This window comes from Enterovibrio litoreus, from assembly GCF_045679545.1.
Taxonomy (GTDB): Bacteria; Pseudomonadota; Gammaproteobacteria; order Enterobacterales; family Vibrionaceae; genus Enterovibrio.
Genome location: NZ_CP166194.1, coordinates 1,249,518 through 1,275,020 on the forward strand (window position 1 = coordinate 1,249,518; position 25,503 = coordinate 1,275,020).

Below are 25,503 nucleotides of genomic sequence, written 5' to 3' on the forward strand. Positions count from 1 at the left end.
ACGCTCCGGTTTTTTTGTGCCTGCTCATCGGTGAATGTTTGCACTATCTGCAAATAGTGCGCATTCATGAGCAATGTCCGAAAGGGCAGCGTCTTAATAGTTAAGGAAAAGACACATGCGTATCGAACAAGACTTGAAGTTGGGTTTCAAAGATGTACTGTTTCGCCCGAAACGTTCTAACCTTAAAAGCCGCTCTCAAGTTGAATTAACCCGAAATTTTACATTCAAGCACAGTGGTCGTCAATGGTCTGGTGTACCAGTTATTGCTGCGAACATGGATTCAGTCGGCTCATTCAAAATGGGTAAGGTGCTTGCTGAGCATGGTTGTATGACGGCAATTCACAAGCATTACACCGTTGAAGACTGGGCGGATTTCGTTGCTGGTGCTGATACGAAGACCCTAAACAACGTGATGGTGTCTACCGGTACGTCTGACGCTGATTTTGAAAAAACGCAAAAAATCATGGCAATGTCTGAAGAGCTGATCTTCATCTGTATCGACATTGCCAATGGCTACTCTGAGCATCTTGTTGAATACGTTGAGCGTGTTCGTTCCGCATTTCCTGACAAGGTGATCAGCGCAGGCAACGTTGTGACTGGCGATATGGTTGAAGAGCTGATTCTTGCTGGCGCAGACATTGTGAAAGTGGGTATTGGCCCAGGTTCAGTCTGTACCACTCGCGTGAAAACTGGCGTAGGTTACCCGCAGCTTTCTGCAATTATTGAATGTGCGGATGCAGCACACGGCCTAGGTGGTCGTATCATCGGTGACGGTGGTTGTTCATGTGCTGGTGACGTATCAAAAGCGTTCGGTGGCGGCGCTGATTTCGTGATGCTTGGCGGTATGCTAGCAGGCCATGAAGAAAGTGGCGGTGAAGTGATTGAACAAGACGGTAAGCCGTTCATGAAGTTCTACGGTATGTCTTCTGAAAGCGCGATGGCGAAACACTCGGGCGGCGTTGCAAAATACCGCGCGGCAGAAGGTAAAACCGTACTGCTGCCATTCCGTGGCACAGTGAATGACACCATTTCTGACATTCTTGGCGGTGTACGTTCTACTTGTACTTATGTTGGCGCAGCGCAGCTTAAAGAGCTAACAAAACGCACGACGTTTATTCGTGTACAAGAACAAGAAAACAACGTGTTCGGCAAAGAGTAATCTTCGCTGAAAAAAAGGCTTGTAAAAAACCGTACGTTGGTTGTATCTACAGTGTTTGTAAAAACAACCATACATAGCATGCGGTGGTTGTACAAGCAATAAACAAACGCCACGCAGTCGCGTGGCGTTTTTGCTCGTTTTACGCTTCTCATTTTTACTTATTTGAGCCCTTTAATCGCAGCCTGTTTTGATGCCGTTATGTTGGCACTATTCAGCGTCAGCGCGCTTAAATCGTCGTGAAATCGAACATATCAGCAGCGATATTGCCAGCATCGAATTGTTTCAAGGTAATGATGGTATTGCCCCCATCGAACGTAAGTACGGTGGAAGCACCAACTTGTTGAGCGTTTACTTGGCTGAAATGCGTCGCCAATGTGCTATCAATCTCAAGGGTGTCTGCTGATTGGTTGAAATCCTGAATGGTGTCGTGTCCATTGTTATTACGGAACACGAAGGTATCGAAGCCAGAGCCGCCGATGAGATAGTCATTCCCGCTGTGACCCCAAATCCGATCGTTACCATCTTGGCCTGAAAGGGTATCGTTACCCAAGCCACCCATCAAAGTGTCGTTTCCGAAGCCACCCCAAAGGGTGTCGTTGCCATCATGACCGGCAAGATAATCATCCCCAGCATTGCCACCGAGAGTGTCGTCGCCACCGCCACCATAAACGATGTCGTTGCCATCACCACCCCAAACGCTATCATTTCCCTCATTGCCATTTAACGTATCGTCGCCGAGTCCACCACGCAAAATGTCATCACCAGTCCCACCAACGATTGTGTCGATACCATCGCCGCCATCAATTTCATCGTTGTCGTCTCCGCCATTGAGGTTGTCGTCGCCATCTCCGCCAAACATACGGTCATTTCCTTGGCCGCCACGAAGAGTATCATTGCCTTCGCCGCCAGACATCCAGTCATCGCCTCCAGCACCGGCAAAGTTATCGTTGCCTTGGTTTCCTTTTATGATATCTGCGCCCCAGCCGCCGTCGCCGTAGTCATCACCGTAGCCGCCTTGAATGAAGTCATCGCCATAACCTCCCCAGATACCATCATTGCCATGACCGCCTTGAATGTTGTCGTCCCCGTTGTCACCTTTGATGATGTCGTTGTCATCACCTCCGTGGATACGATCATCGCCATCACCACCGAGTATCATGTCTTCGCCGGAGTCACCGAATAGTTTGTCGTCGCCAGCGCCGCCATTGATGTTGTCATTGCCACCATTGCCATGGAGGTAATCATTGTCATCACCGCCATCAATGGTGTCATCACCCAAACCGCCATCAATATAATCAGCACCGATGCCGCCTGAAAGGGTGTCATTGCCGCCATTGCCGTAGATTTCGTCGGCACCAGAACCGCCATTAATGACGTCATCGCCTTCACAGTGATCAATGTTATAAAGCGTGACATTGTCAATCAGGGCGCCAAATCCATCTGCAGCGCCATGTCCACTAAAGCTGACTGTGATACTTGAGGTGTTTTGAGGTATCGATACCTGACCGTCGAACGTTTGGTAGATATCAATGTTTAATTCATTGTTGATTGATTTAGTAAACAGCTTATTGCCGTCCTGATCGGTAATCTCAATGGTGAAACCACTGGTCTTGTTGTCACCGTCTTTAATTCGGCTTGCATAATCAAACGAAAGATTGAAAGTGGCATCACTGCTTGCTGTTAGGTAGGCAACATTGACGGTTTGCTCAATAGATTCACCGGCAAGGTCAACTTCCATGACGGTATTTGTCTCTGCATTGTGTGGAGAACCAACCGTAGTACCTTGCTGCATTTCTACGAGACCCCCATTAGATGAGCTCCAGCCAACCAGTTCTGTGTCGTCGAGTAAGGCCCACTCATTGCCAGCGTTGCTGCCCCAAGCTTCAAAGTTACCGTTGACCAACAAGTTTGGAGAATCACCATAAATGAGGTCATTGCCAGCGCCGCCTTCAATTTCGTCGTCGTGACAACCACCAGAAATTGTGTCGTTGCCCTCACCACCGTTTACGATATCGTTGTCATCGCCAGCCCAAAGGTCATCATCGCCAGCTCCTCCAACAAGTGTGTCATCGCCAGTGAAGCCTTCTAGCTTATCGTTGCCTTCTCCGCCATGAAGGTAATCGTTTCCAGCCTGGCCAAGCAGCATGTCATCGCCAGCATCCCCGTACATGGTGTCATCACCATCGCCACCGAGCTGGGTATCATTGCCAACGCCACCGTGTTGGATGTCGTTACCATCTTGCCCCCAAAGCCAGTCGTCGCCTTCGCCGCCATTTTGGGTATCGTTACCATTGCCACCCCAAAGGATGTCATTGCCGGCGTCGCCGTTTAACGTATCGTCCCCTTCGTCGCCAAAGAGAATGTCATTGTCATCGCCGCCAAAAAGAACATCGTTGCCGTCACCACCCAGCAATTTGTCTTCTCCGGCACCGCCATAGAGTTGGTCATTACCTTCTTGGCCGAAAAGCACATCGTTGCCAATACCGCCGTCAAGAAAGTCGTCATCAAGACCGCCTTCTAGTCTATCGTTACCTTCATCGCCATACAGGAAATCTGCGCCAAAGCCACCACGAAGATGATCGTCACCTTCTCCGCCATGGAGTTCATCAGAGTGATCTCCACCAATGACAGTGTCATTACCAGCCCCACCGTCAACGTAGTCGGTATCACCGTCAGCGCGAATGAAATCATCGCCGTCGTGGCCATAAATTTCATCCTGTCCTGCTGTGCCAATGATCGTGTCGTTACCGGAAGTGCCATTAATTATAGTTGCCATGTCATAGAGTCCTTTTAAATGGAATTTTAAGGGCTGAGATCCTTTAAAGTCTTACCCTTTTTTTATGTCATCGCGCTGATGAAGGCGTAGGTCGATAAAAGCGTATAAAGTTTGACCGGTCAACAGTGCCAGTTGGCTGATAACTGAGGGCTCTGGTTAGTCTTGGTGTAAAAGTTTAATAAAAGGATGGGGTTGTTCGATGATGGCGAAAGAATGCGAGTTTGGGCTAGAGATGACGTCATATTGCGAAAAATATAACGCGTTATAGAACAGTACATTAGAAAGTGCTCATTTACTTCTTGGGTTAGTCGACGACTAAATGTTTGAGATCTATCTGTTAAGTATGAAATTTGTATGGTTTGAAGATAAGTACGCTTGGGAAACACCAAATGTATAAAGTCACATACAATATTTTGGTATAGATATGCAGGAGATAATCATGAGTGTTTTAATCATGTATTGTTTTATCGGGAGTAGCATAGGGAGAGTGGGATGGCAGAGTGCGAACAACTCATCAACGTACTAAAAAAGCAATTGAAGCTACGTGGAGTGACTTATCTGGACGTCGCCAATGTGTTGGATTTGAGCGAAGGCTCAGTGAAACGATTGTTTGCCAATGGTGGTAGCTTGAGTTTGGAACGGTTGAGCGCAGTGTGTCGTTTGATCAACATGGAAATGGCTGAATTGTTTAGATTGACGTCTGAAGAGACGAAGAGTCTAACAACATTGACGTGGAAACAAGAAGAAGAGTTAGTCGCCGACAAGGCCTTGTTGCTGGTGGCTGTTTGTATTATCAATGGCTATCGGTTCGATCAAATATTGGCGCAGTATAATTTGCCTGAGACATTGCTTATCCAAAAATTAGCACATCTCGATCGCTTGAAACTGATTGAGCTTTTGCCAGGGAACCGCATCAAGTTGCTAATAGCCCCTTCGTTTTCATGGATAGCAGGTGGGCCCATTCAGCAATTCTTTCAGCAGCAGGTAATACGTGCATTTTTTCAGTCTCACTTCTCTGGTGAAGACGAAAAGCTGGTGATGTCGACGGGATTAATGTCTTTACCCACCAATTATAAATTTCAGCAGCGAATTCAGCGTTTAGTCAGTGAATTTTATGAATCTTGCAATCATGACAGCGAATTGACGATGAATGAGCGCCACGGCACGTCGATGGTGGTGGCGATAAGACGTTGGACATTCCCATTGTTTGACGAATTTGAAGTCGACGAGGGAGTATCGCCTGAATTGACCAAATAGTGTCATCATACGTGACGGAGAGTGACACATAACGTCACTTTGTTGATGGTACTTTCGTGCCTTCCTCTCTTATTGCAAGCTTCTGAAAACAGAGAGACAGACTCTCATTGGAAGCGATGCAAAGGAGGCACACGATGCTGAATCGACCGCAAGTATCTACAGCTTTACATTCTAAGAGTTTACATATTATTGGCATGGTTATTCTGACCATGGTCATTGGCTGGTTTTCTCCCGTGGCTAAGGCCAGTGGCTTGTTAAAGCCTATTAATAGCAGTTATCAAGCACTGAAAATCCAATCTCATCATGTGGATGTCGTTATCGAAGACGGCTATGCCACAACGTCAATCGAACAAGAATTCTTCAACCCAAACAATGATGCACTTGAAGCGCACTATTCTTTCCCTGTTCCCCAGCAGGCGGTTGTGGGGGAGTTTATCTATTGGATAGATGGCAAACCGGTGATTGCAGAAGCGATTGCCAAAGATAAAGCCACAGAAATCTATCAAGACCAAAAAGCGCAGGGTCGCGCTACGGCAATCACAGAAAAAGACGAATACAAAACGTTCGAAATGCGGGTATTCCCGGTGTTACCTCAGCAAAGTGTCAAAGTAAAACTGGTGTATCTGCAAGATGCGTTGCTCGATCATGGCGTTGGACGGTATGTCTACCCGATGGAAGAGGGTGGTGTTGACGAGGAAAAAGCTAGCTTTTGGACGCGTAACAATGCGGTCGAGCAGGATTTTTCGTTTAATGTCACGCTGAAATCTGGGTATCCCGTTGACGGTGTGCGTTTGCCTTCGCACCCCAACGCCGCACTCACACAAGAAGCGTTAGGTGAGCACACGATTTGGAAGGCACAAGTGGCCAATCAATCTGCAGCCGTGCTCGAAGAGGAAAGCGCTACTTCATCACAAACTGCGTCTGTGTACCGTTTGGATCAAGACATCGTCTTTTACTGGCGCTTACAAGATGGCTTGCCGGGTCGATTGGACTTGGTGGCGCACCGTGACCCTGCTTCATCTCAGCGCGGCACGGTAAAGCTAACTTTCACGCCAGGAGATGATTTAGTCCCTGTTACTCAGGGGCGAGATTGGGTGTTTGTGTTAGATAAGTCTGGCTCGATGAGCGGGAAGTATTCAACCTTGGTAGAGGGTGTACGCCAAGGGCTAGATAGGCTGCCACAAGAAGACCGATTCCGCGTGCTAATGTTTGACAACACGACTAATGATCTCACAAAGGGTTTTGTGTCAGCGACAAAAGCCAATGCAGAGCAGGCTTTAAAAGCGATTGAGAGGGTTGAACCTGACAATGGAACCAATCTTTATGAAGGTTTACATGCAGCGTTGAAAAACCTGGATCATGATCGTCCAACAGGTGTGGTGTTGGTGACTGATGGCGTGGCTAACGTAGGCGTGACGGAAAAACGTCAGTTCTTTACGTTGATGGAAAAACATGACGTTCGACTGTTCACTTTCATTATGGGAAACAGCGCCAATACGCCGCTGCTTGTGCCGATGACAAAGCTATCGAATGGCATTGCCACCTCGGTGTCGAATGCTGACGACATTATCGGCCATTTAATGAGTGTCACCAGCAAGTTGACACATCAGGCTTACCGCAATATTGAGTTGGATATTGACGGAGTAAAGGTTAGTGACATTACGCCAGAGCGAATCAGTAGCCTGTACCGAGGTGAGCAGTTGGTAGTGTTCGGCCATTACTTTAAGGCAGGCACGGCGAAAGTGACATTGAGCATGGATGTTGGTGGTGAAACGCGACGCTACATCACTAAGGTTACATTGCCAGAGACGGCGTTACGCAATCCTGAACTGGAAAGAATGTGGGCGTTCTCTGCTATTCGTGATTTGCAGGCGCAGATGGATTACCTAGAGCAAAAAGATGGCGATAAAGAACAAGCCATTGAAGACATCGCCTTGGAATATGGATTGCTGACCGACTACACCTCGCTGCTGGTGGTTGAGGAACAGGTCTTCCAAGAACTGGGTCTTGACCGAAACAATCGCGCCCGTGTTACCGCTGAGCAGTTGGCTCGTGAAAAGCGTAGTGCTGGGAATGTTCAACCGACACGGGCAGATTCTAGTCAGCCTATGTTTAGCCAACCGACCCCGACACACTCCGGTGGAAGTAGTGGCGGCGGTAGCGTTAACTGGATGATATTTGTTGGGCTGGCATTCGTGTGGGGAAGCCGACGTGTGATGGTGAAAAAAGAAAGCGAATAGCGCTAATGGATTGAAAGTAAAAGACAAGGCTGACTGGTTTAGCCTTGTCGTTTTTGTTTGTTGTGTGTGCACATGCAGGGGAACGTAGAAGGGGGTGCGTTACCCTGTCATGTGGCTTGCAACGGCATGACGGCAGTATTGACACCGGTGAAGAATTTTCATGCAAACAAAATCAAAATAAGTCTTTACAATAGCCCTGACTAGCGTAATATTGCCCTCGCTCTGTAAGTCAGAGTTATTAATAAAGCGTAAAGTAAAAGTAAAACCTCAGATTTCGTTACACTAGTTGTTGTTCTCTGTGTTTCCCTTAGCTTCATCGTCACATTAAATAATTCCAGCACAGTGCATCGCATTATTGCGAATATTTTATGAATTCAAATATAAGGGACACAAAATGTCTAACAAAACAACTGGTCTAGTAAAGTGGTTTAACGAAGATAAAGGTTTCGGTTTCATCACTCAAGACAACGGCGGTGCTGACGTATTCGTTCACTTCCGTGCAATCGCTTCTGAAGGCTTCAAGACTCTGTCTGAAGGCCAAAAAGTATCTTTCGAAGTTGAGCAAGGCCAAAAAGGCCCACAAGCTGCTAACGTAGTAGCTCTGTAATTTCGAAAGACAGCGCAAATGGCCATGCCATTTGCGCTACTTTTTTATCTGCACTACCAAAAATCTTCGAAATACCCTCCTGTAAATATCTTGCTCCAATCCTTCTATCTCCAAACTAAATCCTAAATTTTCTTTGTTTTAACATCCGATTTTCATCATTTGTTCATCAAGCCTGTTTCTATTTTTTCATAAAAAAACATTGGCTTGTGTTTCACGTATTTACACGGCGAACCATGCACTGTTAGGTTAAGCTCAGGCCACCATCCATCACTAAGGTGTGACCAACCACATAGCTTGCTTGTTCAGAACTCAGCCACAAGATGGCATTGGCTATTTCTTCTGGAATGGCAAATCGCCCATTGGGCACTTGTTTGGATACGGTTTCCTTTAATGCCGCGCCCATGTCGGCTTTATGTTCTTCCCATCGTGGTGTCCATGTTACCCCTGGCGCGACAGCGTTGACTCGAATTCCATTGCGTATCGCTTCTACCGCCACTGATCGTGTTAGACCTTCTATGCCGTGTTTTGTTGCCGAATACATGGCGGCATTTGGGGTAGGGCGAATCCCATTGACTGAGCTGACATTAACGATGGCACTCCCTTCGGGCATCAGATTGAGTTCATAGCGAAGACACAGAGCATGTAACCAGAAATCCCCAATCATAGTGCTATAAAGTGCATCGATCGGCACACTGGCGAAATCACCACGAGATTCAAGCTGCGGCGCCGCATTGTTGACGGCCACATCTAAATGACCGTAATTTTCTCTGATGTAGCCAAAGAAACGATCAACTTGCTGAACGTCTTTGAGATCAACCGGTAAATAGTCGATGGAAGATAGCTGAGGATGGCGAGCCAATACTTTGTTCCATTTTTCCTCGTTACGAGAGCAGGTAATGACTTTAAAGCCAGCTTGATGAAAGGCAAGAACGGTGTGAAGGCCAATACCGCTGCTGCCTCCGGTGACAAGGACAATTTTCATGCGCGCTCCGTTTGGAGTGAAAGGGCGCTTGGCTAGCGGTGCGTGAAAATATCATCCAGCATCAACTTCTTCGTTCCGCGGATTTTTCTCTGTTCTTCATGGTCGTCGTAAAACTGCTGCTCGCCAAGCATTGAAAGAATGTCGAAGAAGTAGTGAATGCTACCTCTTTGATTATTCATTGTTTTAAGCATAGCATCGCAGAAAATTTCTGGGTCAGTATGGGTCAAGTTAGAGGCAATTTTGCCAATCTGTTGGCAACAATATACGGTGCGAGGTTTGTCTAATGTGTGCGCGTAGTTGATGCAGTCTGTCCATTTCTCGCCACGAAGTGCAGCCCAAATGCGGTTCGCGACTTGTAAGCGCGTTTCTAGTGATGTATTGGCCAAAGATCTGACGAAAAAAGCATGTTTTGCTTGAGCTATTTTTCGGTTCATTCGTTCGGACTTTGTGTAAGCACGAGTGAGCATGGGCATGGAGATAAAATAGAGCAGTAACGTGACACTGAGTGTCGCGATGAAGAAGATATCGTCCGTCAACCCGAAATAATAACAGGATATTATGGTGATCACGGCAAATAGCAGAAATGCCATAGAGATGCTCAAACGAGCATACCACTTTGACGTGGCGATAAAATCCGGCGCTTTTTGGCTTAGCGTTTGAAACGAGATATCGCCAAATTCTAAGTCAGGATATTCAGGGACAGGGAATTGTTCCTGATGCATAACAACTCTCCACCAATGTGCTCGCTATAGGTAACACCATACCAATTTGGGAAAACTTGTCGTTAATTCATATCAAGAAAACGTAAGATAATTGTGCAAATTCCGTAACTTATTTGGGTGAGTCATGGTTCACCATTTTGTTATTGATGGTGTGGCTATTGGCCGATTAGCTGAGTATTTAAGGCTGGTTTAATCACTACCGTTTTGTTTGACCCACCCCTGTTCAAATGCATATTTCACCAATCCAGCGGTTGATGTGACCCCGAGTTTCTTTTTGACACGAAGACGATGGGTTTCGACAGTTCTCACGCTGATATCCAGCTCTCTGGCAATGGTTTTATTGCAGGCACCATTGGCGATGAGGATCAGTACGTCTTTTTCTCGGGGGGTGGGAAGGTTGTCATCGTGGTCTTTGTTCTCGAGTTCGCTCATGCTTTCCATGAGGGTTTCCGATACTCCTGCACTGAAATAAGAACCGCCATTGGCGATGATATCGAGGGCTTGTACCAATTCTTGCGACGATACGTCTTTTAACACATAGCCTTTCGCCCCGCCTCGCATGGCGTTCATGATGTATTCTTTGTTGTTATGCATACTGAGGATCACCACTTTGATCTCAGGCGCTTTGTCTCTTAAAACCGATAGCACTTCGAGCCCCGATTTCTTGGGCATTGAAATGTCTGTGAGCAAGATATCCGGCTTCAAAGACAGGGCTTTTTCTATGGCAGAATTACCGTCATTCGCGGCACCTAAAATGCTGAACTGAGGTTGCTTGGACAGTCGTTCTATCAGTCCATCCTGAAGCAGTACATGATCATCTGCGAGTAAAAGCGTGGTCATTGGTTCTCTCCTTGTAGCATTGCCACTGCTGATCCCTTAGCTGTTATTTTTCACTTAACTTAATGTGCAATGGGGAGCGTGGCCCTGACTTCAGTGCCTTGGTTGTTCAAGCTGCTAATCGAAAAAGTGCCTTCCAAATTCTCAATGCGCTCGCGCATATTTTTTAATCCCATCGACTGGGAATAATGGTTCAGCTTGTGCTCATCAAACCCAACTCCGTCATCGGCAATGGTTAACACAATGTCACTTTCCTCTTGTTGGAGGATAATGTCGACGGCCTTCGCATGTGCATGTTTTTCAGCGTTATGCAGTGCTTCTTGCGCTACTCGATAGAGGGCGATTTCAGCAGATTTTGATACGTCGGTCATGTTGAGATGATGCTCGAAAATAACATGCATCGATGAACGTTCAGTGACTTCTTTTGCCAGATCTTCCAACGCGGCCAGCAAGCCCAAATCATCCAACAGGGCAGGGCGTAAATCCTTCGAAATACGTCTAAGTTCTCTGACGGCTTCATTGAGTGTGGCTTGCCCAAGCGCGACATTGTGATTTCGTTCGTCATTGGTTTTCGCGTCTTTAATGTTATCGAGCCTGTATTTCACCGAGACCAGAATTTGGTTGATACCATCATGTAATTCACGGGCAACACGAGTCCTCTCTTCTTCTTGAGATTCAATCAGCTGTCGGTTCAAGACTTGAAGCTTTTTATCGGCCATTTCTCGCGCACTGATGTGAATGCTGGTGGCAAGGCTTGCCATAATGCCGATGGTGATAGTCAGGGCGATACCCAGGCCAATGAAGGTTTTGCTGATAGTCTCATCGATTTTCCCATGTATGGATGCTACTTGCGTGTCGATATCATCAATGTAAACACCCGTGCCGACCATCCAACCCCATTTATCCAATCCGATGGCGTAACTCAGTTTTTTAACTTGTTCTTTTCGCGAAGGTTTATGCCAATAGTAATCGACAAACCCTCCGCCTTGTTGCGCAGCAAGAATGAGCGCCTGAAGCAACTTGAACCCGCGGTTATCTTCGACATCCCATATGTTTTGACCGACCATTTCAGGTTGATAAGGCAACACGAGATTAGTGCCATCATAGGTGTAAGCGAAGAAATACCCGTCTTCGCCGAAAGTGAGGCTATTCAAAATATCGATGACTGCTTGCTTTGCGCCATCATCATTTTCGTTAGCGGTGTCATAAATTGGCGCAATAGAGGCGCGAGCCAGTTCAACGTATTTGAGTAGCTCTTGTTTCTTGGACAATAAGGTCTCAGAGCGGATCAGATTAGCCTGATTCTTAGACAGCGCGTCAGATTGGATCACCACCAACCCAATAATTAGCCCAAACATCAACAGTAACGGCAGCATCGCCAAAATTAGGATTTTGATCCGAATGGGGGCGTTCATGCCTAATAACTTCGTCAACATAATTCCGTTTGTTGTTAGGTTTCTACTCGATTACGTGAAAATACGTATGCCTACTACGCAATGCTATGGACAGTAAGTCCGTTTTCTAACTGATATTTTTTTCTAAGTGGCAGAGATAGGCTAGATGGTAACAAACTATTAACAGTCTCAATGTGCTCTAAACCTCAACCAGAAAAGCAGCAACGCAATACATTCGAAACAGTGATGCTGCGCACCAAGGAGTGGACAATGAATAAGCCTCTTTCGACGACTTTAAAAGCACTTGCTATCGCAACACTTTGTGTTTCAGGTTCTGCCTTGGCAGACAAAGTGTTGTTAAAAACACCTATTGCGTTTGGTACGCACTTACCTGCATTGGGCACCCCGATTAAGTGGGTCTCTGAACGTATTCAACCTGTCACTGGAAACACCATCAAAATGAAAGTGTATGAGCCGGGCAAACTGGTTGCACCGCTTGAAATTCTTGATGCAGTTTCCAGTGGTAAAGTGAATTCTGGCTACGCGACCGCAGGATATTGGCAAGGCAAAATGCCGGCAGCAGCGCTGTTCTCGGCTGTGCCTTTTGGCCCTGAAGCGCCAGAATATATGGCATGGTTGTTTTACGGGAACGGAATGAAGCTTTATCAAGGCATGTATGATGAAGCGGGTTATAACGTGAAAGTGCTGCCTTGTGCCATTATCTCGCCAGAAACCTCTGGTTGGTTTAAAAAGCCAATCGAGAAGCCGGAAGATTTAAAAGGGCTGACCATGCGTTTCTTCGGCCTTGGCGGTCAGGTCATGGAAAAACTGGGTGTGGGTACGGTTCAGTTGCCTGGCGGTGAGATTTTCGGTGCGCTAGAGAAAGGGGCTATTGATGCCAGTGAGTTCTCCCAGCCAGCGATTGATCAACGTTTAGGTTTCCAAAAGATCGTCAAATATAACTACTTCCCGGGCTGGCACCAACAAGCCACGGTCTTTGAGCTTTTGATCAACAAAGACACATGGAACAAGATGGATGAAGATCAGCAGTCAGCACTGGAAACACTGTGTTTGGCATCAATGACCAACTCTATCGCAGAAGGCGAATCTATGCAGTTTGAAGCGATGCAGAAAGCGCAAGAGCAAGGCGTAGAGCTTCGTTACTGGAATGATGACATGCTGAACCTGTTCCAAACCACATGGCTTGACGTGGTGGAAGAACAAAAAGCAGATCCTTACTTCAACAAGGTATGGAAGGACATGTCTGACTTCCGTCAGAACTACCAAATTTGGGAATCAAAAGCTTTCCTTCCCCGCAATTAATACGTTTATGGCTCGGGCAGCAGGACGCTGCCCGATTATTCGTGGTTAACTTGGGTGAAGGAGCAAGTTATGACCCAGCCTTCTCACTCACTTCCTGCCTCACCGCTTGCAGACAGCATTGAACAAGTCGTTCGGATCGTCGGACGGACGTTTGCTTGGAGCTATCTGTTATTGATTGCGGTAATCATCACGCAGGTGGTGCTTCGTAAAGTTTTCAACAATGGCCAGATTGCATTGGAAGAGCTGCAATGGCATCTCTATGCCATTGGTGTCTTGTTCGGGTTGTCTTATGCCGAAATCACCGGCACTCATGTGAGAGTCGATATCTTCTATCACCGCTTTTCGGTAAGAAAGAAAGCGTGGATTGAAATCATCACCGTTCTGTTTTTTGTTTGGCCGTTTACGTACGTCATTTTCATTCATTCACTCGACTTTGTGTATGAAGCATGGCGAGTGAGCGAACGTTCCAATGCGCCCTCTGGTTTGCCATGGCGTTGGCTCATTAAATCGGCCATTCCATTTAGTATTGCACTGCTAGCGTTTGCCAGTTTGGCTCGACTACTTCGTGCTGTTGCGGTGTTGCGTCAGGGAGGCTCGCATGGAAGCGAATGAAATTCTGATTCTGGCGATGTTCGGCAGCTTTATCTTGCTACTTTTTGTCGGTATCCCTGTTGCTTGGGTGCTCGGTGGCGTAGGTGTTGCCTTTGCCATTATCGGTTATTACAGCGACCTGTATCTTGATACGTGGACAGGGTTAGATTTCACCACAATAGGCTTGGTCGTTAACCGTCTATTCAAAATCATGGACAACTGGATCTTGGTGGCGCTTCCCATGTTTATTTTCATGGGTAACATGCTGGACAGATCTGGCGTCGCTGACCGGCTAATGCAAGCGATGCAGGCATTGTTTGGCCGTGTTCGCGGGGGGCTGGCAATCACTGTGATGGCGATTGGTATCATACTCGCCGCTTCAACGGGGATCATTGGTGCGTCAGTGGTTTTGTTGGCAACCATGTCCTTACCCGCAATGATGAAGCAAGGCTACAGTTTACCTTTGGCGCTGGGTACCGTGGCTTCTGCTGGCACACTAGGGATCTTGCTGCCGCCTTCCATCATGCTTGTGATCATGGCCGATCAACTGGGTTTGTCTGTGGGTGACTTGTTCATGGGGGCAATGTTCCCCGGCCTGATGCTTGGTGCAATTTACATTGTTTATCTGCTCCTGATCGGTGTTTTTAAGCCGCAAGCAGCACCGCTACCAGAAAACGCAAAGCCTGCTGATTGGGGCGTCATCAAGGACGTCGCCAAAGCGATTGTACCGACATTTGCACTGATCATTGCGGTGTTGGGTTCGATTTTCGCCGGTATTGCGACGCCGACAGAGGCCTCCGGCGTGGGGGCATTTGGGGCGATTTTGCTTGCGGTCTATTACAAGCGTTTCTCTTTGGCCGTCTTGAAAGACGTATTGCTCGATAGCTACAAAACCACGGCGTATATTTTCGCGATATTTATCGGCGCAACGTGTTTTGCATTGGTGCTTCGTGAATTGGGTGGGGATGAGTTCATTGAGCAAGCGTTTGAAGCCTTGCCCTTTGGCCCATATGGTATTGTTGCTTTTATTCTGCTGGTCATCTTCCTACTGGGTTTCTTTCTCGATTGGATTGAGATCACCTTGATTGTGTTGCCATTGCTGGCGCCAGTTGTAATGGGACTTGATTTGGATATTGGCACGTATCCAGGGTTGGACAATGCCGAGTTGGTTTGGTTTGTGATGCTGGTGGCAATGGCACTGCAAACAAGCTTTTTGACACCGCCTGTTGGGTTCGCCTTGTTCTACTTAAAAGGGGTATGTCCGCCAGAAGTGAGGCTGATAGACATTTATAAAGGCGTTGTGCCGTTTATTATCCTTCAGCTTATTGCCTTAGTGGTTCTGGTGGTGTGGCCAAACCTAATTCTATGGTTGCCATCCATCGCTTATGGGTAATCTTCTTATGGGTCATCTGCTGATGGGGGATAGCCTTATCATCACCCACTGAAAAATTCAGTAGGCCATTAAGAAATCAATAAGCAGCAAAAAAAGAAGAGGCCGACATCATGTCGGCCTCTGTTTTGTTTAGTGTTTAGTTATTTTAAGGGCAGCGTTGATTAGTCTTCGCTTCGCAGTGCTTCGAGTTGTTTGTACGCTTCGTGGAGCACGGTGCCTGACTTGAACTTACCTTTTAATTCTAACTTGCCTGCTGGCATTCCCGTGAACAATTCGATGGCTTCACTCACATGGTCGATGGCATAGATATGGAACTTACCTTTTTCGACCGCATGGATAATGTCTTTGCGCAGCATTAAGTTGTGCACGTTTGAACGCGGTATGATCACGCCTTGCGTCGCTTTCGGGCCTTTGATGGTACACACATCAAAAAAACCTTCGATCTTCTCGTTCACGCCACCAATGGGCTGTGATTGGCCAAACTGGTTCATGGAGCCTGTAATGGCCAAATCCTGTCGCAATGGTACGCCAGAAATGGCCGAAATCACCGCGCAGAACTCCGCCATGGATGCACTGTCACCATCAACGCCACCGTACGATTGCTCAAAGGTGATGCGTGTGGTCAGCGGGATCTTTGCGGTTTTACCTAATAGTGATGAAAGGTAAGCCGTGAGGATCATGACCCCTTTTGAGTGAAGGTTGCCACCAAGCTTAACGCTTCTCTCAATGTCTAATACATCTCCTTCACCAAACGACGTTGTGGCGGTAATTCGGTTTGGTGCGCCAAAGCTAAAATCGTTGGTGGAAAGCACGGAAAGGGCGTTGACTTGGCCGACTTTGGTGCCTTTCGTGTCTATCAGCGTTGTGCCTGTTGAGAAGCCTTCCATCACATAGTCGCGTAAACGGCTGACACGCATATCACGACTCGCCAGTGCTTTTTCGACATGCGAAGCACGGATCAGGTTTGAGTTGCCACTGCGTGCTTGATAGTTAGATTCGCGCAGTAAATTGGCGATGTCTGAGGAGTGCAGAGACAGTTTGTCTTGATCGCCGGATTGTCGTGAACTGTGCTCAATAATTCGACCAATCGCCCCTTGATCGCAGTGTAACAAGCTGTTGTCATGGCAAATGCTGGAAATAAACTTGGCGTATTTCAATTCGCTGTCATCGTTTCGCTGCATATCATCTTCAAAGTCTGCCGTGACACGAAACAGTTCACTGAACTCGGGGTCGTATTGCTGCAGTAGTGCGTACGTTTTGTAGTCACCGAACAGGATGATTTTGACATTCAAAGGAACAGGCTCTGGTTCAAGCGAGATAGTTCCGCTCAAGGTCACTTCTCGTTCCAATGAACTCATGCTGGCTTTGCGTGAACTGAGGGCGCGCTTTAAACCATCCCAAACATAAGGGCGCTCCAGCACTTTTACTGCATCGATAAGCAATACACCGCCATTCGCGCGGTGGATGCTTCCTGGGCGGATCAGAGAGAAGTCGGTGAATACCGTACCTTTGTAGGTGGCATTTTCTACGTACCCGAAAATATTGTGATAAGTCGGGCTGTCTTCAACAATGACAGGTGGCACGTCTTCATCCTGTGCGACCAATACATTAACCTGATAACGACGAGGGAGCTTTTTGTCCAATGCTGCGTAGGCGAGTGCAGCCTGTTCTTCACTTTCTTGTAAGAAAATATCGAGGTTGTCGACGATATCGCTTTGCATTGCCTTGAGGTATTTCTTTACCTGTGGCAAATCTTGATAGGTTTCACTTATTTTCTTGAATACATGAGAGACCACGTCCGTGGCAACTTCTTCATCCAGTTTTAGTTGTTTCTCGGCGAACTGTTCTTCCCATTCGGTCAGCTTACGCACTAACCCGCGAAGCTGTACTTCCAGTTCTCGGATAACGGTATCAAACTGTGCTTGCTCTTTTTCTGGCAATGCATCAAAGGTTTCTTCTGTGTGCGGTTCTTCGCCATTTAGCGCAATGAACTGATAATCACCGGTGGTCGTGATCGAAAGGCTGACGTTTTGCGCTTTCGCACCTTCACTTAACTCTTCAAGCGCACCTTCTTGCTGTTCAGCTAAACGGTTTTTGAGAATGTCGGCTCGGGAGTAATACATTTCGTTGTCGAAGGCCATGGGCAGAGAATTGCTCAGTCGAGCCATCAACTTCTCAATGTCTTTCTTGAGCTTTAGCCCTCTGCCTGCAGGTAATTGCAGCACACTTGGCATGCGCGAATCCTGAAAATTAGCGACATAACACCAATCGTAAACAGGGTGGCTATATTGCCAATGACGTCCTAAATAACGCATGACCATGGTGCGTTTGCCAAGACCATTTTGGCCTACGGCATAGATGTTGTAGCCCTTTTCTTGAATTGACATCGCGAACTCAACGGCTTGACGTGCTCGATCTTGGCCGACGATTTCGTCTAAAGGCTCAAGATGCTTAGTTGAAGAAACGTTGAGTCTGTTGAGCTGTGAAGTGCGATAGAGCTTGTCACTGGTTAATGGTGAGTGTGTCATAGCGCTCTCCTTACACTGATTTCTTGGTATAGAACCAGTGTAGCGCTGTTAACTTACTGATTTTGAGATAAAGAAGCGGGGAAGTGTTGGCAATGTGGGCTGGCGCACTTTATTCAACTGTATTAGGTGAACAAGTGCGCGAAAAGTGTTCAGGTCAAGGGTGTTGAAGGGGATCTGTTGGACACTTTGGGTATAGAAAGTTAGTGAGCTGTCCAGCCGCCATCGATCGCAATGGCTTGTGCTGTGATGTTCTTAGCGCTTGGTGAGCTGAGAAACAAGGCTGTATCGGCCAACTCACTGAGCGCGATAAAGGCCTTTTTAGGCATAGGCTTAAGCATGACGGTGTTAATGACTTCTTCTTCGCTGATTTGATGATTTTTAGCCTGTGCAAGAATTTGGTTTTCAACCAATGGCGTTTTGACATAGGAAGGGCACAGCGTATTGATGGTGACGTCATGATCTGCACTTTCAAGGGCGATCGTTTTCGAAAAACCGAGCAAGCCGTGTTTGGCCGACACATATGCCGATTTGTAGGGGGAGGCGACCAGGCTGTGAATCGAGCCTACGTTGATAATCCGGCCAAAGTTTTGTTGATACATTTGCGGTAAAAAAGCCTTGGTTAACATCGCTGGACCAGTGAGCAAAATGTCGATAATCAGTCGCCACTTATCTTCCGGAAACGACTCCAATGCTGATACAAACTGAATGCCTGCGTTGTTAATTAGTATGTCGACAGGCTCCCCGGCGCGATCTGGTGCACTCGCAATCTGCTCTGAATTGGTTACATCAAGCGTTATACCGTGCACGGGCACATCAAATTGACGCTTGAGCGCATCAACCGCTTCGTTTAGTGCGTCAGTGTTGATATCAGAAAGAGTGACGCGGTAACCCGCCTGTGCAAATCCTTGTGCCATGCCAAAACCAATGCCACTTGCACCACCTGTGATAAAAACGTGTTTAGTCGTCATCCGTGTTCTCCATAACCTAGGTCTCTATTTAAACTAAGCGCGAGTCACGAAAGCGTCAATCCGCAGTAGTACGCAATAGCGGCAGTAATCATAGGGGTGATTGCAACTAATGTGCTTTATTGGGTCTAAGTTTATTAAATAGTGACACAATGCCAACAACAATCACGCCAGCAATAACCCCAATAAGGCCATGCAGTAAGGTCGGAAGCACGGCAGAAATGATGTTCCCTAATGACGGGATTAACGCGGTTTCGCGCGCAGCATCGCTGATCCACTCAGACAGAAGATGCACACCATGCGTTAGAATGCCGCCACCGACCAAAAACATAGCAACGGTGCCCACGATGGAGAGGGCCTTCATTAAGATGGGCGCGAACCCTAACAAGCCGCGACCTATCGCTTGGATAATTACGCCGCTTTTTTTGCTCAGGTATAAGCCTGCGTCGTCGATTTTGACGATGATTGCCACCAAGCCATACACACCAAAGGTGATGATGAAGGCGACCCCAAACAGTGTGATGACTTGGGTGAGAAAGGTACTTTCTGATACAACGCCCAGAGTGATGACGATAATTTCGGCCGATAAAATGAAATCGGTGCGAATGGCACCTTTCACCTTTTGCGCTTCATACTCGGCGGCGTTTAATGTAGCGGTGTTGAAATCTGTATTATCCTCTTGCTGTTGGGCTTTTCCCGCGTCCCCATCTTTCTGATGGAAAAATGTGTGGATGATTTTTTCTGCACCTTCAAAGCAAAGAAATAGACCACCTATCATCAACAGCGGTGTGATAAGCCATGGAGCAACGGCACTGATTGCGAGAGCGGCAGGCACTAAAATGAGCTTATTGAGGAGGGAGCCCTTGGCAACCGCCCAAACCACAGGCAGTTCTCGGTCTGCTTTCACACCGGAGACTTGCTCGGCATTCAAAGCCAAATCGTCACCCAATACGCCAGCAGTTTTCTTGGCGGCCATCTTGCTCATGAGTGCGACGTCATCAAGGATGGTTGCAATGTCATCGAGCAAAGTAAGCAGGCTAGCTCCAGCCATGGGGTCTCCTCATTACATATGATTAGAGGCGGGAAACCGCCTCTATTTGTTGTCACTGGTTTGGGTATACGTTGTTATCGCATCGAGCGCGTTACAATTGCTGCTCGATGGCTGATAGCAGTTTGTCGATATCTGCCTTTGTTACGTCTTTGTGAGTCACAAAACGCATCGCTTTATGCGCTGGCGACACAAGAATACCGTGTTCTTTCAGTTGGCTCGCAATGGCATGAATATCAATGTGAGACGCAACATCAGCATAGACAATGTTCGTCTGCACGGGATAAATAAAGGTATTGAAACCTTGGATAGCCCCTAAATTTTCCGACAGGTATCGTGCGTTGTCATGGTCATCTTTGAGACGTTCAACGTTTTCAGTCAAAGCAATCATGCCCGCCGCAGCAAGAATGCCCGCTTGGCGCATACCGCCACCGACCATTTTGCGCAGACGGCGCGCGCGCTGAATGTAATCTGCATCACCCAACAAAAGGGAACCGATTGGTGCACCGAGTCCTTTAGATAGGCAGATGGTCATAGAATCGAAATGTTGACTGATTTCTTTGATGTCGACTTCAAGAGCAACAGAGGCGTTATAAACGCGAGCACCGTCCAAATGCAGTTTAAGGCTGTGCGTGTTGGCAAACTCACGTGCTTGTGCCAAATAGCTTATCGGAAGCACTTTTCCGCCGATGGTGTTTTCAAGGCTGAGCAATTTGGTTCGTGCGAAGTGAACGTCGTCAGGCTTAACGGCGGCGGCCAGTTTTTCAAAGCAAAGTGTCCCATCTTTGTTGTTTTCGATAGGCTGAGGCTGCACAGAGCCCAGCACTGCTGCGCCACCTGCTTCATATTTGTAATTGTGTGCTTGTTGCCCACACAGATATTCGTCACCACGATCACAGTGTGCGAGAATACCGAGCAAGTTGGCTTGTGTGCCAGAAGACGTAAAAACCGCAGATTCGAAACCATGTCGTTCTGCTGCCCAACGTTCTAATTCGTTGACCGTCGGGTCATCACCATAAACGTCGTCACCCACTGGTGCATTTGCCATGGCATCACGCATTTTTTGGTCCGGTTGGGTTACTGTATCTGAGCGAAAATCAATCATTCCAAACTATCCTGATTACAACTATGATCGAACGAACAGACTACTCCTGATCATTCAAAAAGTAATTACAAAACATAGCGAATTTCGCCCACGTCTATATGTTGAGCCATCCAACATTTGATGATGAAAGGCGCAATGGAAGGCACTAAAAGGAACAAATATGGAGATGTCGTGGCTATTTATCTCGCTTGCGTGTTTGGTAACAGGTTTCTCTAAATTCTCCATTGGAGGACTAGGGCTGATTATTCTTCCCCTCATGATGCTGGCTTTTCCTGGGCCGGAAGCGCTCGGTGTGATTGTTCCGCTCTACCTGCTCACGGACTTAGTCGCTGTGATGACCTATCGACAGAATGTGAATTGGAGCGTATTGGCAAAGCTGGTGCCGTTTGGTGCATTGGGTGTCCTTGTCGGGACCATTGTGCTGGGTAGCATTGATTCGAGCACCTTCATGACCATGCTTGGCGTGCTTATTTTTTCCTTGCTTGGTCTGTCACTTTGGCTTGATTACCATCCGTTACCGATATTCTCCCATCGATATGCCGCAGGTGTTGCTGGTGGCCTTTGTGGATTTGTCGGTGTGCTTGCCAATGCAGCTGGACCATTGATGGGGTTGTTTTTGCTTGAGCAGAAAATGGAAAAACACGCTTACGTTGCCACCCGTGTTTGGGCGTTTTTGACGCTGAATATACTCAAGATGGCGGGTTTGGTCAGCCTTGGCTTGGTGAACATGGAAACCTTGGAAGCCAGTGCGGTTGGTTTGCCTGCTTTGTTTGTCGGTATGTTCATTGGGTACAAAGTCTTTGCGAAGATTTCAGCAGATCAGTTAAAAGTCATTGTTCGATGTGCTATCTCATTGAGCGCGGCGCATCTGCTTTTCTTCAAGTCTCGATAAGTCTTTAATTACCCAATCCAAATAGACAAAAACCGCAGTTTTATCTGCGGTTTTTGGTCAACATTACGAATGCTGTGTCACTAGCTTTTCAGTTGTTGCCAGTAGCGGTTGTAAATTTGAACCGCGTCACCAACGTCATTGGTGAACTCACCTTTTTCAACATCGATATCAAGCGGGAAAATCACATTGTTTTCTGTGTATTCTGCAGAGAGTTTTTCTTTGGCTCGTTTACTTGGGGCAGGGTAGCCAAGCTCTTCGACCATAGCCGCTTGGTTTTCAGGGCGGTAAAGGAAGTCGATGAACTGATGAGCCAGATCGATCTTCTCCGCACCTTTTGGAATGATGAAATTGTCCATCCACAAAATTGAGCCTTCTGCGGGATAAATGAATTCAATGTTATCCATCTCGGCTTGTGCCAAATAGGCGTTACCATTCCACTGCTGACCAATGCCTACCTCACCCGTTACAAATGGAACGTGTGGCGCATCAGAGTTGTAAACCACAACATTTGGGCGAAGCGCTTTCAGCATTTCGTAAGCTTCTTTGATTTCCGCTTCGTTGGTGGTGTTGATGCTGTAGCCTTTGGCTTTTAGCGCCATACCAAATACGTCACGCACGTCATCAAGTAACATAATTTGGCCAGCAAACTCTGGTTTCCACAAATCTGACCATTGGGTCACTTTACTGCCGTCAACGATATCACCGTTGTAGCTGATGCCGGTTACGCCCCAAATGTAGGGCAGCGAATAGTCATTGTTCTTGTCAAACGGTTGGCTCATTAGGCCAGGGATAATGTCTTTAACATGTGGGATTTTCGATTTATCGATTTTCGCCAACATGCCTTCATTGCTCATACGTTCAATAAAGTACGTCGATGCGAATGCAAGATCGTAGCCTTTACCGTCAAGCAATTTCAGCTTGGTATACATGGATTCGTTATTTTCAAACGTTGAGTAGTTAACCCTAACACTGTATTCCTTTTCGAAAGCCGCGATGACTTCCATGGGCATGTATTCCGCCCAGTTGTAAATGTTAAGTACTTCATTGTTTGCAGAAACGCCGAAAGAAACCGTTGCGGTAAGTGCGATGCTCGCCGCTTTCACCCCTTTAAGATTTAGGTTCATTGTGTTTATCCTTGTGTGGCTATACCAAGCCGAAATTTGAACGGGCATCATCAAAACTATTGTTATCTGTGTCAATGAAAAATCAGATTAAAAAGTAACAATTTCTGATTGTTACTGATGGGACTAAATATCCTTGCTAGTGATGGGGAGTAGTGCGATTATTCGCCGTCTTTTTTTCGACTCAGGCAGGATTTAGTCACAAGATGGCGACAGAAAACGGGTATATCGACAGCTACTACCAAGCGACGGCAAATGTATTGCCAGAACAGCCGACATTAACCAACGACATTCAAGCGGATGTTTGCATTATTGGTGGTGGGCTGACAGGCACAAATGCGGCAATTGAACTTCGTAAGAAGGGAATGAGCGTCGTTGTGTTAGAAGGTCAACGCATTGCATTTGGTGGCTCTGGTCGCAATGGAGGGCAAGCGCTGGTGGGTTACTGCCTAGGTTTGCGAGAAGTTGATGAAACCTACGGCCCTGAATGGGGTAAGCAGCTGTGGGATCTGTCTGTTGAATCTATCGATATTATTCGTGAGCGTATCCAAGAATTCAATATCGATTGTGACTTTCAACAAGGCTATATCGAACTGGCGTTGAACAAAGGTCAAGAAGAAGAGCTGAAGTCGTGGCATGCGCTTAAGCAAGGTCGTTATAACTACCCTGTCGCACAGTGGTGGGATACGGACAAAATCGAGCAAGTGGCAAACACGCGTCGATATCTTGGTGGACTCTTTGACCCAAATAGTGGGCACGTTCATACGTTAAATTACACTCTTGGCCTTGCACAGGCAGCTATCTCTGCGGGCGCAGAAATTTATGAAAACAGCCCCGTCATCAAGATTGAAAAAGGGTCAGGCATTAATACGGTTAAAACCGCCACGGGTAGTGTAAAAGCCAAACAGGTTTTGCTTGCCTGCAATGCCTACCTCAATGGTTTGAATCGCAAAGCGCAATCTAAAGTCTTGCCAGTTGCTTCTTATATCGCTGTGACTGAACCGCTTGGCGATCGTCAACCTATCACCAACAAGATGGCAATGTCGGATCTGAATAACTGCCTCGACTACCTTCGCCCAACGGCTGATGGTCGTATTTTGTTTGGTGGTGTGAACCATCCATTTAATGGTGAATATCCTGACAGCCAAGAGCGTTTGCGCCAGCGCATGCTAAAAGTGTTCCCGCAATTGTCTGACGTGAAAATGGAATACCATTGGGGCGGCTTGTTCGCTGTGACGCGCAGCTACATGCCTGAAATCACACATCTGGGTAACGATATATATACTGCCCATGGTTACACTGGTCACGGTGTAGGTTTAACTAATATTGCTGGGCGTGTTGTTGCAGAAGCAATGGCGGGTCAAGCAGGGCGTTTTGATGTTTTCTCTCGCATCAAACAAGGCTGGATTCCGACGCCAGAAGTGCTGCGTAAGCCTGCGCTTGCGATGGCAATCTGGAAATCGAAACTGGAAGACGCGCTCGCGAAGTAATTTTCGGCTTGTGTTGAATTTTGTGATGTATATATGAAGGGAAGCGTTGCTTCCCTTTTTCAATGGGGTAAGACAGCTGGCTCAATTTGAGCGGCGGCCCATAAGACAATCGATAGGCTGCGTTGAAACGTTAGATTCGGCTTGGCTGTTGCGGTTTCTTTTCGCTACAGTACTGGGTCGCAGTAAGGTGAGCGATAGACGAAATGTATCAGAACTATCTATTTGAACAGACTGGTTGGATTTCATTGCCCGATGGCGCTCTATACTGGCAGCCTCGTTTCATCGAAGAACACGAAGCCAGTGCGCTGTTTGATGTATTAAGCCAAAAGTTGCCTTGGCAACAACTCCCAATAAAAATGTATGGGCGCGAAGTGCTGCAACCTCGGTTACAGGCGTGGTTTGGTGATTGTAGCTATACCTATTCGGGTCTTATTCTTTCTCCTGCGAGTTTGCCCCCGTTTCTCGAACAATTGAAATCCAGATGCGAACAGGTATCCGGTACTGTGTTTAACTCGGTATTGGCAAATCTCTATCGCAATGGTCAAGACTATATGGGATGGCATCAAGACAACGAGCCAGAGCTAGGGCCAACACCAAGTATTGCTTCGCTTACGTTTGGAGAAAGTCGCCGCTTTGTATTGAAACATATTCATACGGGAGAAAAGCGGGAGTTTGAATTAGGATCAGGCTCCTTGCTCATAATGGCAGGTAAAACTCAGAGTTATTGGCAGCATACGCTCCCGAAAACCGCGAAAATGAAAGGCCCTAGAATTAATCTCACCTTCCGCAATATTATTTAGTCGGCCAAATACAGCCCAATAAAGGCTCGAAATGGTTGATTTATGTCGCCTTTGCCGTGATTTTGAGCGAACGAACTTTTTTTTATCAAATAGTGTTGACTAGATCACGTGAATCCGTAGAATGCCCACCCATACCGCAGCGGGAAGAAATTTCCAGATGCGAATGGACAAAGGCGCGTTGGCAGAGTGGCTATGCAGCGGATTGCAAATCCGTGTACCTCGGTTCGACTCCGGGACGCGCCTCCATATTGAAACTTTCGAGTTATCGGGAGT

The 25,503-nt window shown here is 47.1% G+C and carries 20 protein-coding genes and 1 tRNA gene; 11 read left to right on the forward strand and 10 right to left on the reverse strand.

Annotation, left to right across the window (positions count from 1 at the left end; translation table 11 throughout):
- Positions 1-115 precede the first annotated feature (115 nt).
- Complete coding sequence (locus tag AB8599_RS05470) at positions 116-1,159, forward strand: GMP reductase (protein WP_407332759.1); 1,044 nt, start codon at positions 116-118, stop codon at positions 1,157-1,159.
- Positions 1,160-1,385: 226 nt separating this feature from the next.
- Here AB8599_RS05470 and AB8599_RS05475 read toward each other — a convergent pair whose 3' ends face one another.
- Complete coding sequence (locus tag AB8599_RS05475) at positions 1,386-3,935, reverse strand: calcium-binding protein (RefSeq protein ID WP_407332760.1); 2,550 nt, start codon at positions 3,933-3,935, stop codon at positions 1,386-1,388.
- A 492-nt stretch (positions 3,936-4,427) separates the two neighbouring features.
- Here AB8599_RS05475 and AB8599_RS05480 point away from each other — a divergent pair, with 492 nt between their 5' ends.
- The 3 genes from AB8599_RS05480 (at position 4,428) to AB8599_RS05490 (ending at position 8,039) form a co-directional block, all read left to right on the forward strand.
- Positions 4,428-5,192 (forward strand): helix-turn-helix domain-containing protein, encoded by a 765-nt coding sequence (locus AB8599_RS05480; RefSeq protein WP_407332761.1) that lies wholly within the window; start codon positions 4,428-4,430, stop codon positions 5,190-5,192.
- 134 nt (positions 5,193-5,326) lie between these two features.
- Complete coding sequence (locus AB8599_RS05485) at positions 5,327-7,432, forward strand: VIT and vWA domain-containing protein (RefSeq protein ID WP_407332762.1); 2,106 nt, start codon at positions 5,327-5,329, stop codon at positions 7,430-7,432.
- Positions 7,433-7,826: 394 nt separating this feature from the next.
- Positions 7,827-8,039 carry a cold-shock protein gene (locus AB8599_RS05490; RefSeq protein WP_016958898.1) on the forward strand — a complete coding sequence of 71 codons (213 nt, stop codon included), beginning with the start codon at positions 7,827-7,829 and terminating at the stop codon, positions 8,037-8,039.
- Between the two features lie 241 nt (positions 8,040-8,280).
- On the opposite strand, the gene AB8599_RS05495 is transcribed toward AB8599_RS05490, so the two are convergent.
- The 4 genes from AB8599_RS05495 to AB8599_RS05510 form a co-directional block, all read right to left on the reverse strand.
- On the reverse strand, positions 8,281-9,021 hold the full coding sequence (locus AB8599_RS05495) for an SDR family NAD(P)-dependent oxidoreductase (RefSeq protein WP_407332763.1): 741 nt from the start codon (positions 9,019-9,021) through the stop codon (positions 8,281-8,283).
- Positions 9,022-9,053: 32 nt separating this feature from the next.
- Positions 9,054-9,743, reverse strand: coding sequence for a hypothetical protein (locus AB8599_RS05500; RefSeq protein ID WP_407332764.1), 690 nt, complete (start codon positions 9,741-9,743; stop codon positions 9,054-9,056).
- 189 nt (positions 9,744-9,932) lie between these two features.
- Complete coding sequence (locus AB8599_RS05505) at positions 9,933-10,583, reverse strand: response regulator (protein WP_407332765.1); 651 nt, start codon at positions 10,581-10,583, stop codon at positions 9,933-9,935.
- 59 nt (positions 10,584-10,642) lie between these two features.
- Positions 10,643-12,016 carry a cache domain-containing protein gene (locus tag AB8599_RS05510; protein ID WP_407332766.1) on the reverse strand — a complete coding sequence of 458 codons (1,374 nt, stop codon included), beginning with the start codon at positions 12,014-12,016 and terminating at the stop codon, positions 10,643-10,645.
- A 228-nt stretch (positions 12,017-12,244) separates the two neighbouring features.
- Between AB8599_RS05510 and AB8599_RS05515 the strand changes: the two genes are divergently transcribed.
- From AB8599_RS05515 to AB8599_RS05525, 3 genes are all read left to right on the forward strand, one after another.
- On the forward strand, positions 12,245-13,297 hold the full coding sequence (locus AB8599_RS05515; RefSeq protein WP_407332767.1) for a TRAP transporter substrate-binding protein: 1,053 nt from the start codon (positions 12,245-12,247) through the stop codon (positions 13,295-13,297).
- A gap of 69 nt (positions 13,298-13,366) precedes the next feature.
- A complete protein-coding gene (locus tag AB8599_RS05520) occupies positions 13,367-13,909 on the forward strand; it encodes a TRAP transporter small permease subunit (protein WP_407332768.1) in 543 nt (180 codons plus the stop codon).
- Positions 13,896-15,281 (forward strand): TRAP transporter large permease subunit, encoded by a 1,386-nt coding sequence (locus tag AB8599_RS05525; RefSeq protein ID WP_407332769.1) that lies wholly within the window; start codon positions 13,896-13,898, stop codon positions 15,279-15,281. Before AB8599_RS05520 ends, AB8599_RS05525 begins: the two co-directional genes overlap by 14 nt.
- A 161-nt stretch (positions 15,282-15,442) precedes the next feature.
- Here AB8599_RS05525 and AB8599_RS05530 read toward each other — a convergent pair whose 3' ends face one another.
- The 4 genes from AB8599_RS05530 to ltaE all read right to left on the reverse strand — a co-directional run bounded on the left by AB8599_RS05530 (position 15,443) and on the right by ltaE (position 20,927).
- Positions 15,443-17,809 (reverse strand): Lon protease family protein, encoded by a 2,367-nt coding sequence (locus tag AB8599_RS05530; protein WP_407332770.1) that lies wholly within the window; start codon positions 17,807-17,809, stop codon positions 15,443-15,445.
- 200 nt (positions 17,810-18,009) lie between these two features.
- Positions 18,010-18,777: a 3-hydroxybutyrate dehydrogenase gene (locus AB8599_RS05535; RefSeq protein WP_407332771.1), complete on the reverse strand. Its 768-nt coding sequence runs from the start codon at positions 18,775-18,777 to the stop codon at positions 18,010-18,012.
- A gap of 106 nt (positions 18,778-18,883) precedes the next feature.
- Positions 18,884-19,825 (reverse strand): DUF808 domain-containing protein, encoded by a 942-nt coding sequence (locus AB8599_RS05540; protein ID WP_407332772.1) that lies wholly within the window; start codon positions 19,823-19,825, stop codon positions 18,884-18,886.
- A gap of 91 nt (positions 19,826-19,916) precedes the next feature.
- Positions 19,917-20,927: a low-specificity L-threonine aldolase gene (ltaE, locus tag AB8599_RS05545; RefSeq protein WP_407332773.1), complete on the reverse strand. Its 1,011-nt coding sequence runs from the start codon at positions 20,925-20,927 to the stop codon at positions 19,917-19,919.
- A 160-nt stretch (positions 20,928-21,087) separates the two neighbouring features.
- On the opposite strand from ltaE, the gene AB8599_RS05550 reads away from it, so the two are divergent.
- Positions 21,088-21,819, forward strand: a complete 732-nt coding sequence (locus AB8599_RS05550; protein ID WP_407332774.1) for a sulfite exporter TauE/SafE family protein — start codon at positions 21,088-21,090, stop codon at positions 21,817-21,819.
- Between the two features lie 80 nt (positions 21,820-21,899).
- Here the strand turns inward: AB8599_RS05550 and AB8599_RS05555 are convergent, their stop codons facing one another.
- Positions 21,900-22,943: a PotD/PotF family extracellular solute-binding protein gene (locus AB8599_RS05555; protein WP_407332775.1), complete on the reverse strand. Its 1,044-nt coding sequence runs from the start codon at positions 22,941-22,943 to the stop codon at positions 21,900-21,902.
- A gap of 203 nt (positions 22,944-23,146) precedes the next feature.
- On the opposite strand from AB8599_RS05555, the gene AB8599_RS05560 reads away from it, so the two are divergent.
- From AB8599_RS05560 to AB8599_RS05570, 3 genes are all read left to right on the forward strand, one after another.
- Positions 23,147-24,430, forward strand: coding sequence for an NAD(P)/FAD-dependent oxidoreductase (locus AB8599_RS05560; RefSeq protein WP_407332776.1), 1,284 nt, complete (start codon positions 23,147-23,149; stop codon positions 24,428-24,430).
- Positions 24,431-24,633: 203 nt separating this feature from the next.
- Positions 24,634-25,230: an alpha-ketoglutarate-dependent dioxygenase AlkB family protein gene (locus AB8599_RS05565; protein WP_407332777.1), complete on the forward strand. Its 597-nt coding sequence runs from the start codon at positions 24,634-24,636 to the stop codon at positions 25,228-25,230.
- Between the two features lie 172 nt (positions 25,231-25,402).
- A tRNA-Cys gene (locus AB8599_RS05570) sits at positions 25,403-25,476 on the forward strand.
- The last annotated feature ends 27 nt before the right edge of the window (positions 25,477-25,503 follow it).

Coding starts and splice junctions, on each gene's coding strand:
- AB8599_RS05470 (WP_407332759.1), top strand. CDS start 116: ATGCGTATCGAACAAGACTTGAAGTTGGGTTTCAAAGATGTACTGTTT.
- AB8599_RS05475 (WP_407332760.1), bottom strand. CDS start 3,935: ATGGCAACTATAATTAATGGCACTTCCGGTAACGACACGATCATTGGC.
- AB8599_RS05480 (WP_407332761.1), top strand. CDS start 4,428: ATGGCAGAGTGCGAACAACTCATCAACGTACTAAAAAAGCAATTGAAG.
- AB8599_RS05485 (WP_407332762.1), top strand. CDS start 5,327: ATGCTGAATCGACCGCAAGTATCTACAGCTTTACATTCTAAGAGTTTA.
- AB8599_RS05490 (WP_016958898.1), top strand. CDS start 7,827: ATGTCTAACAAAACAACTGGTCTAGTAAAGTGGTTTAACGAAGATAAA.
- AB8599_RS05495 (WP_407332763.1), bottom strand. CDS start 9,021: ATGAAAATTGTCCTTGTCACCGGAGGCAGCAGCGGTATTGGCCTTCAC.
- AB8599_RS05500 (WP_407332764.1), bottom strand. CDS start 9,743: ATGCATCAGGAACAATTCCCTGTCCCTGAATATCCTGACTTAGAATTT.
- AB8599_RS05505 (WP_407332765.1), bottom strand. CDS start 10,583: ATGACCACGCTTTTACTCGCAGATGATCATGTACTGCTTCAGGATGGA.
- AB8599_RS05510 (WP_407332766.1), bottom strand. CDS start 12,016: ATGTTGACGAAGTTATTAGGCATGAACGCCCCCATTCGGATCAAAATC.
- AB8599_RS05515 (WP_407332767.1), top strand. CDS start 12,245: ATGAATAAGCCTCTTTCGACGACTTTAAAAGCACTTGCTATCGCAACA.
- AB8599_RS05520 (WP_407332768.1), top strand. CDS start 13,367: ATGACCCAGCCTTCTCACTCACTTCCTGCCTCACCGCTTGCAGACAGC.
- AB8599_RS05525 (WP_407332769.1), top strand. CDS start 13,896: ATGGAAGCGAATGAAATTCTGATTCTGGCGATGTTCGGCAGCTTTATC.
- AB8599_RS05530 (WP_407332770.1), bottom strand. CDS start 17,809: ATGACACACTCACCATTAACCAGTGACAAGCTCTATCGCACTTCACAG.
- AB8599_RS05535 (WP_407332771.1), bottom strand. CDS start 18,777: ATGACGACTAAACACGTTTTTATCACAGGTGGTGCAAGTGGCATTGGT.
- AB8599_RS05540 (WP_407332772.1), bottom strand. CDS start 19,825: ATGGCTGGAGCTAGCCTGCTTACTTTGCTCGATGACATTGCAACCATC.
- ltaE (WP_407332773.1), bottom strand. CDS start 20,927: ATGATTGATTTTCGCTCAGATACAGTAACCCAACCGGACCAAAAAATG.
- AB8599_RS05550 (WP_407332774.1), top strand. CDS start 21,088: ATGGAGATGTCGTGGCTATTTATCTCGCTTGCGTGTTTGGTAACAGGT.
- AB8599_RS05555 (WP_407332775.1), bottom strand. CDS start 22,943: ATGAACCTAAATCTTAAAGGGGTGAAAGCGGCGAGCATCGCACTTACC.
- AB8599_RS05560 (WP_407332776.1), top strand. CDS start 23,147: ATGGCGACAGAAAACGGGTATATCGACAGCTACTACCAAGCGACGGCA.
- AB8599_RS05565 (WP_407332777.1), top strand. CDS start 24,634: ATGTATCAGAACTATCTATTTGAACAGACTGGTTGGATTTCATTGCCC.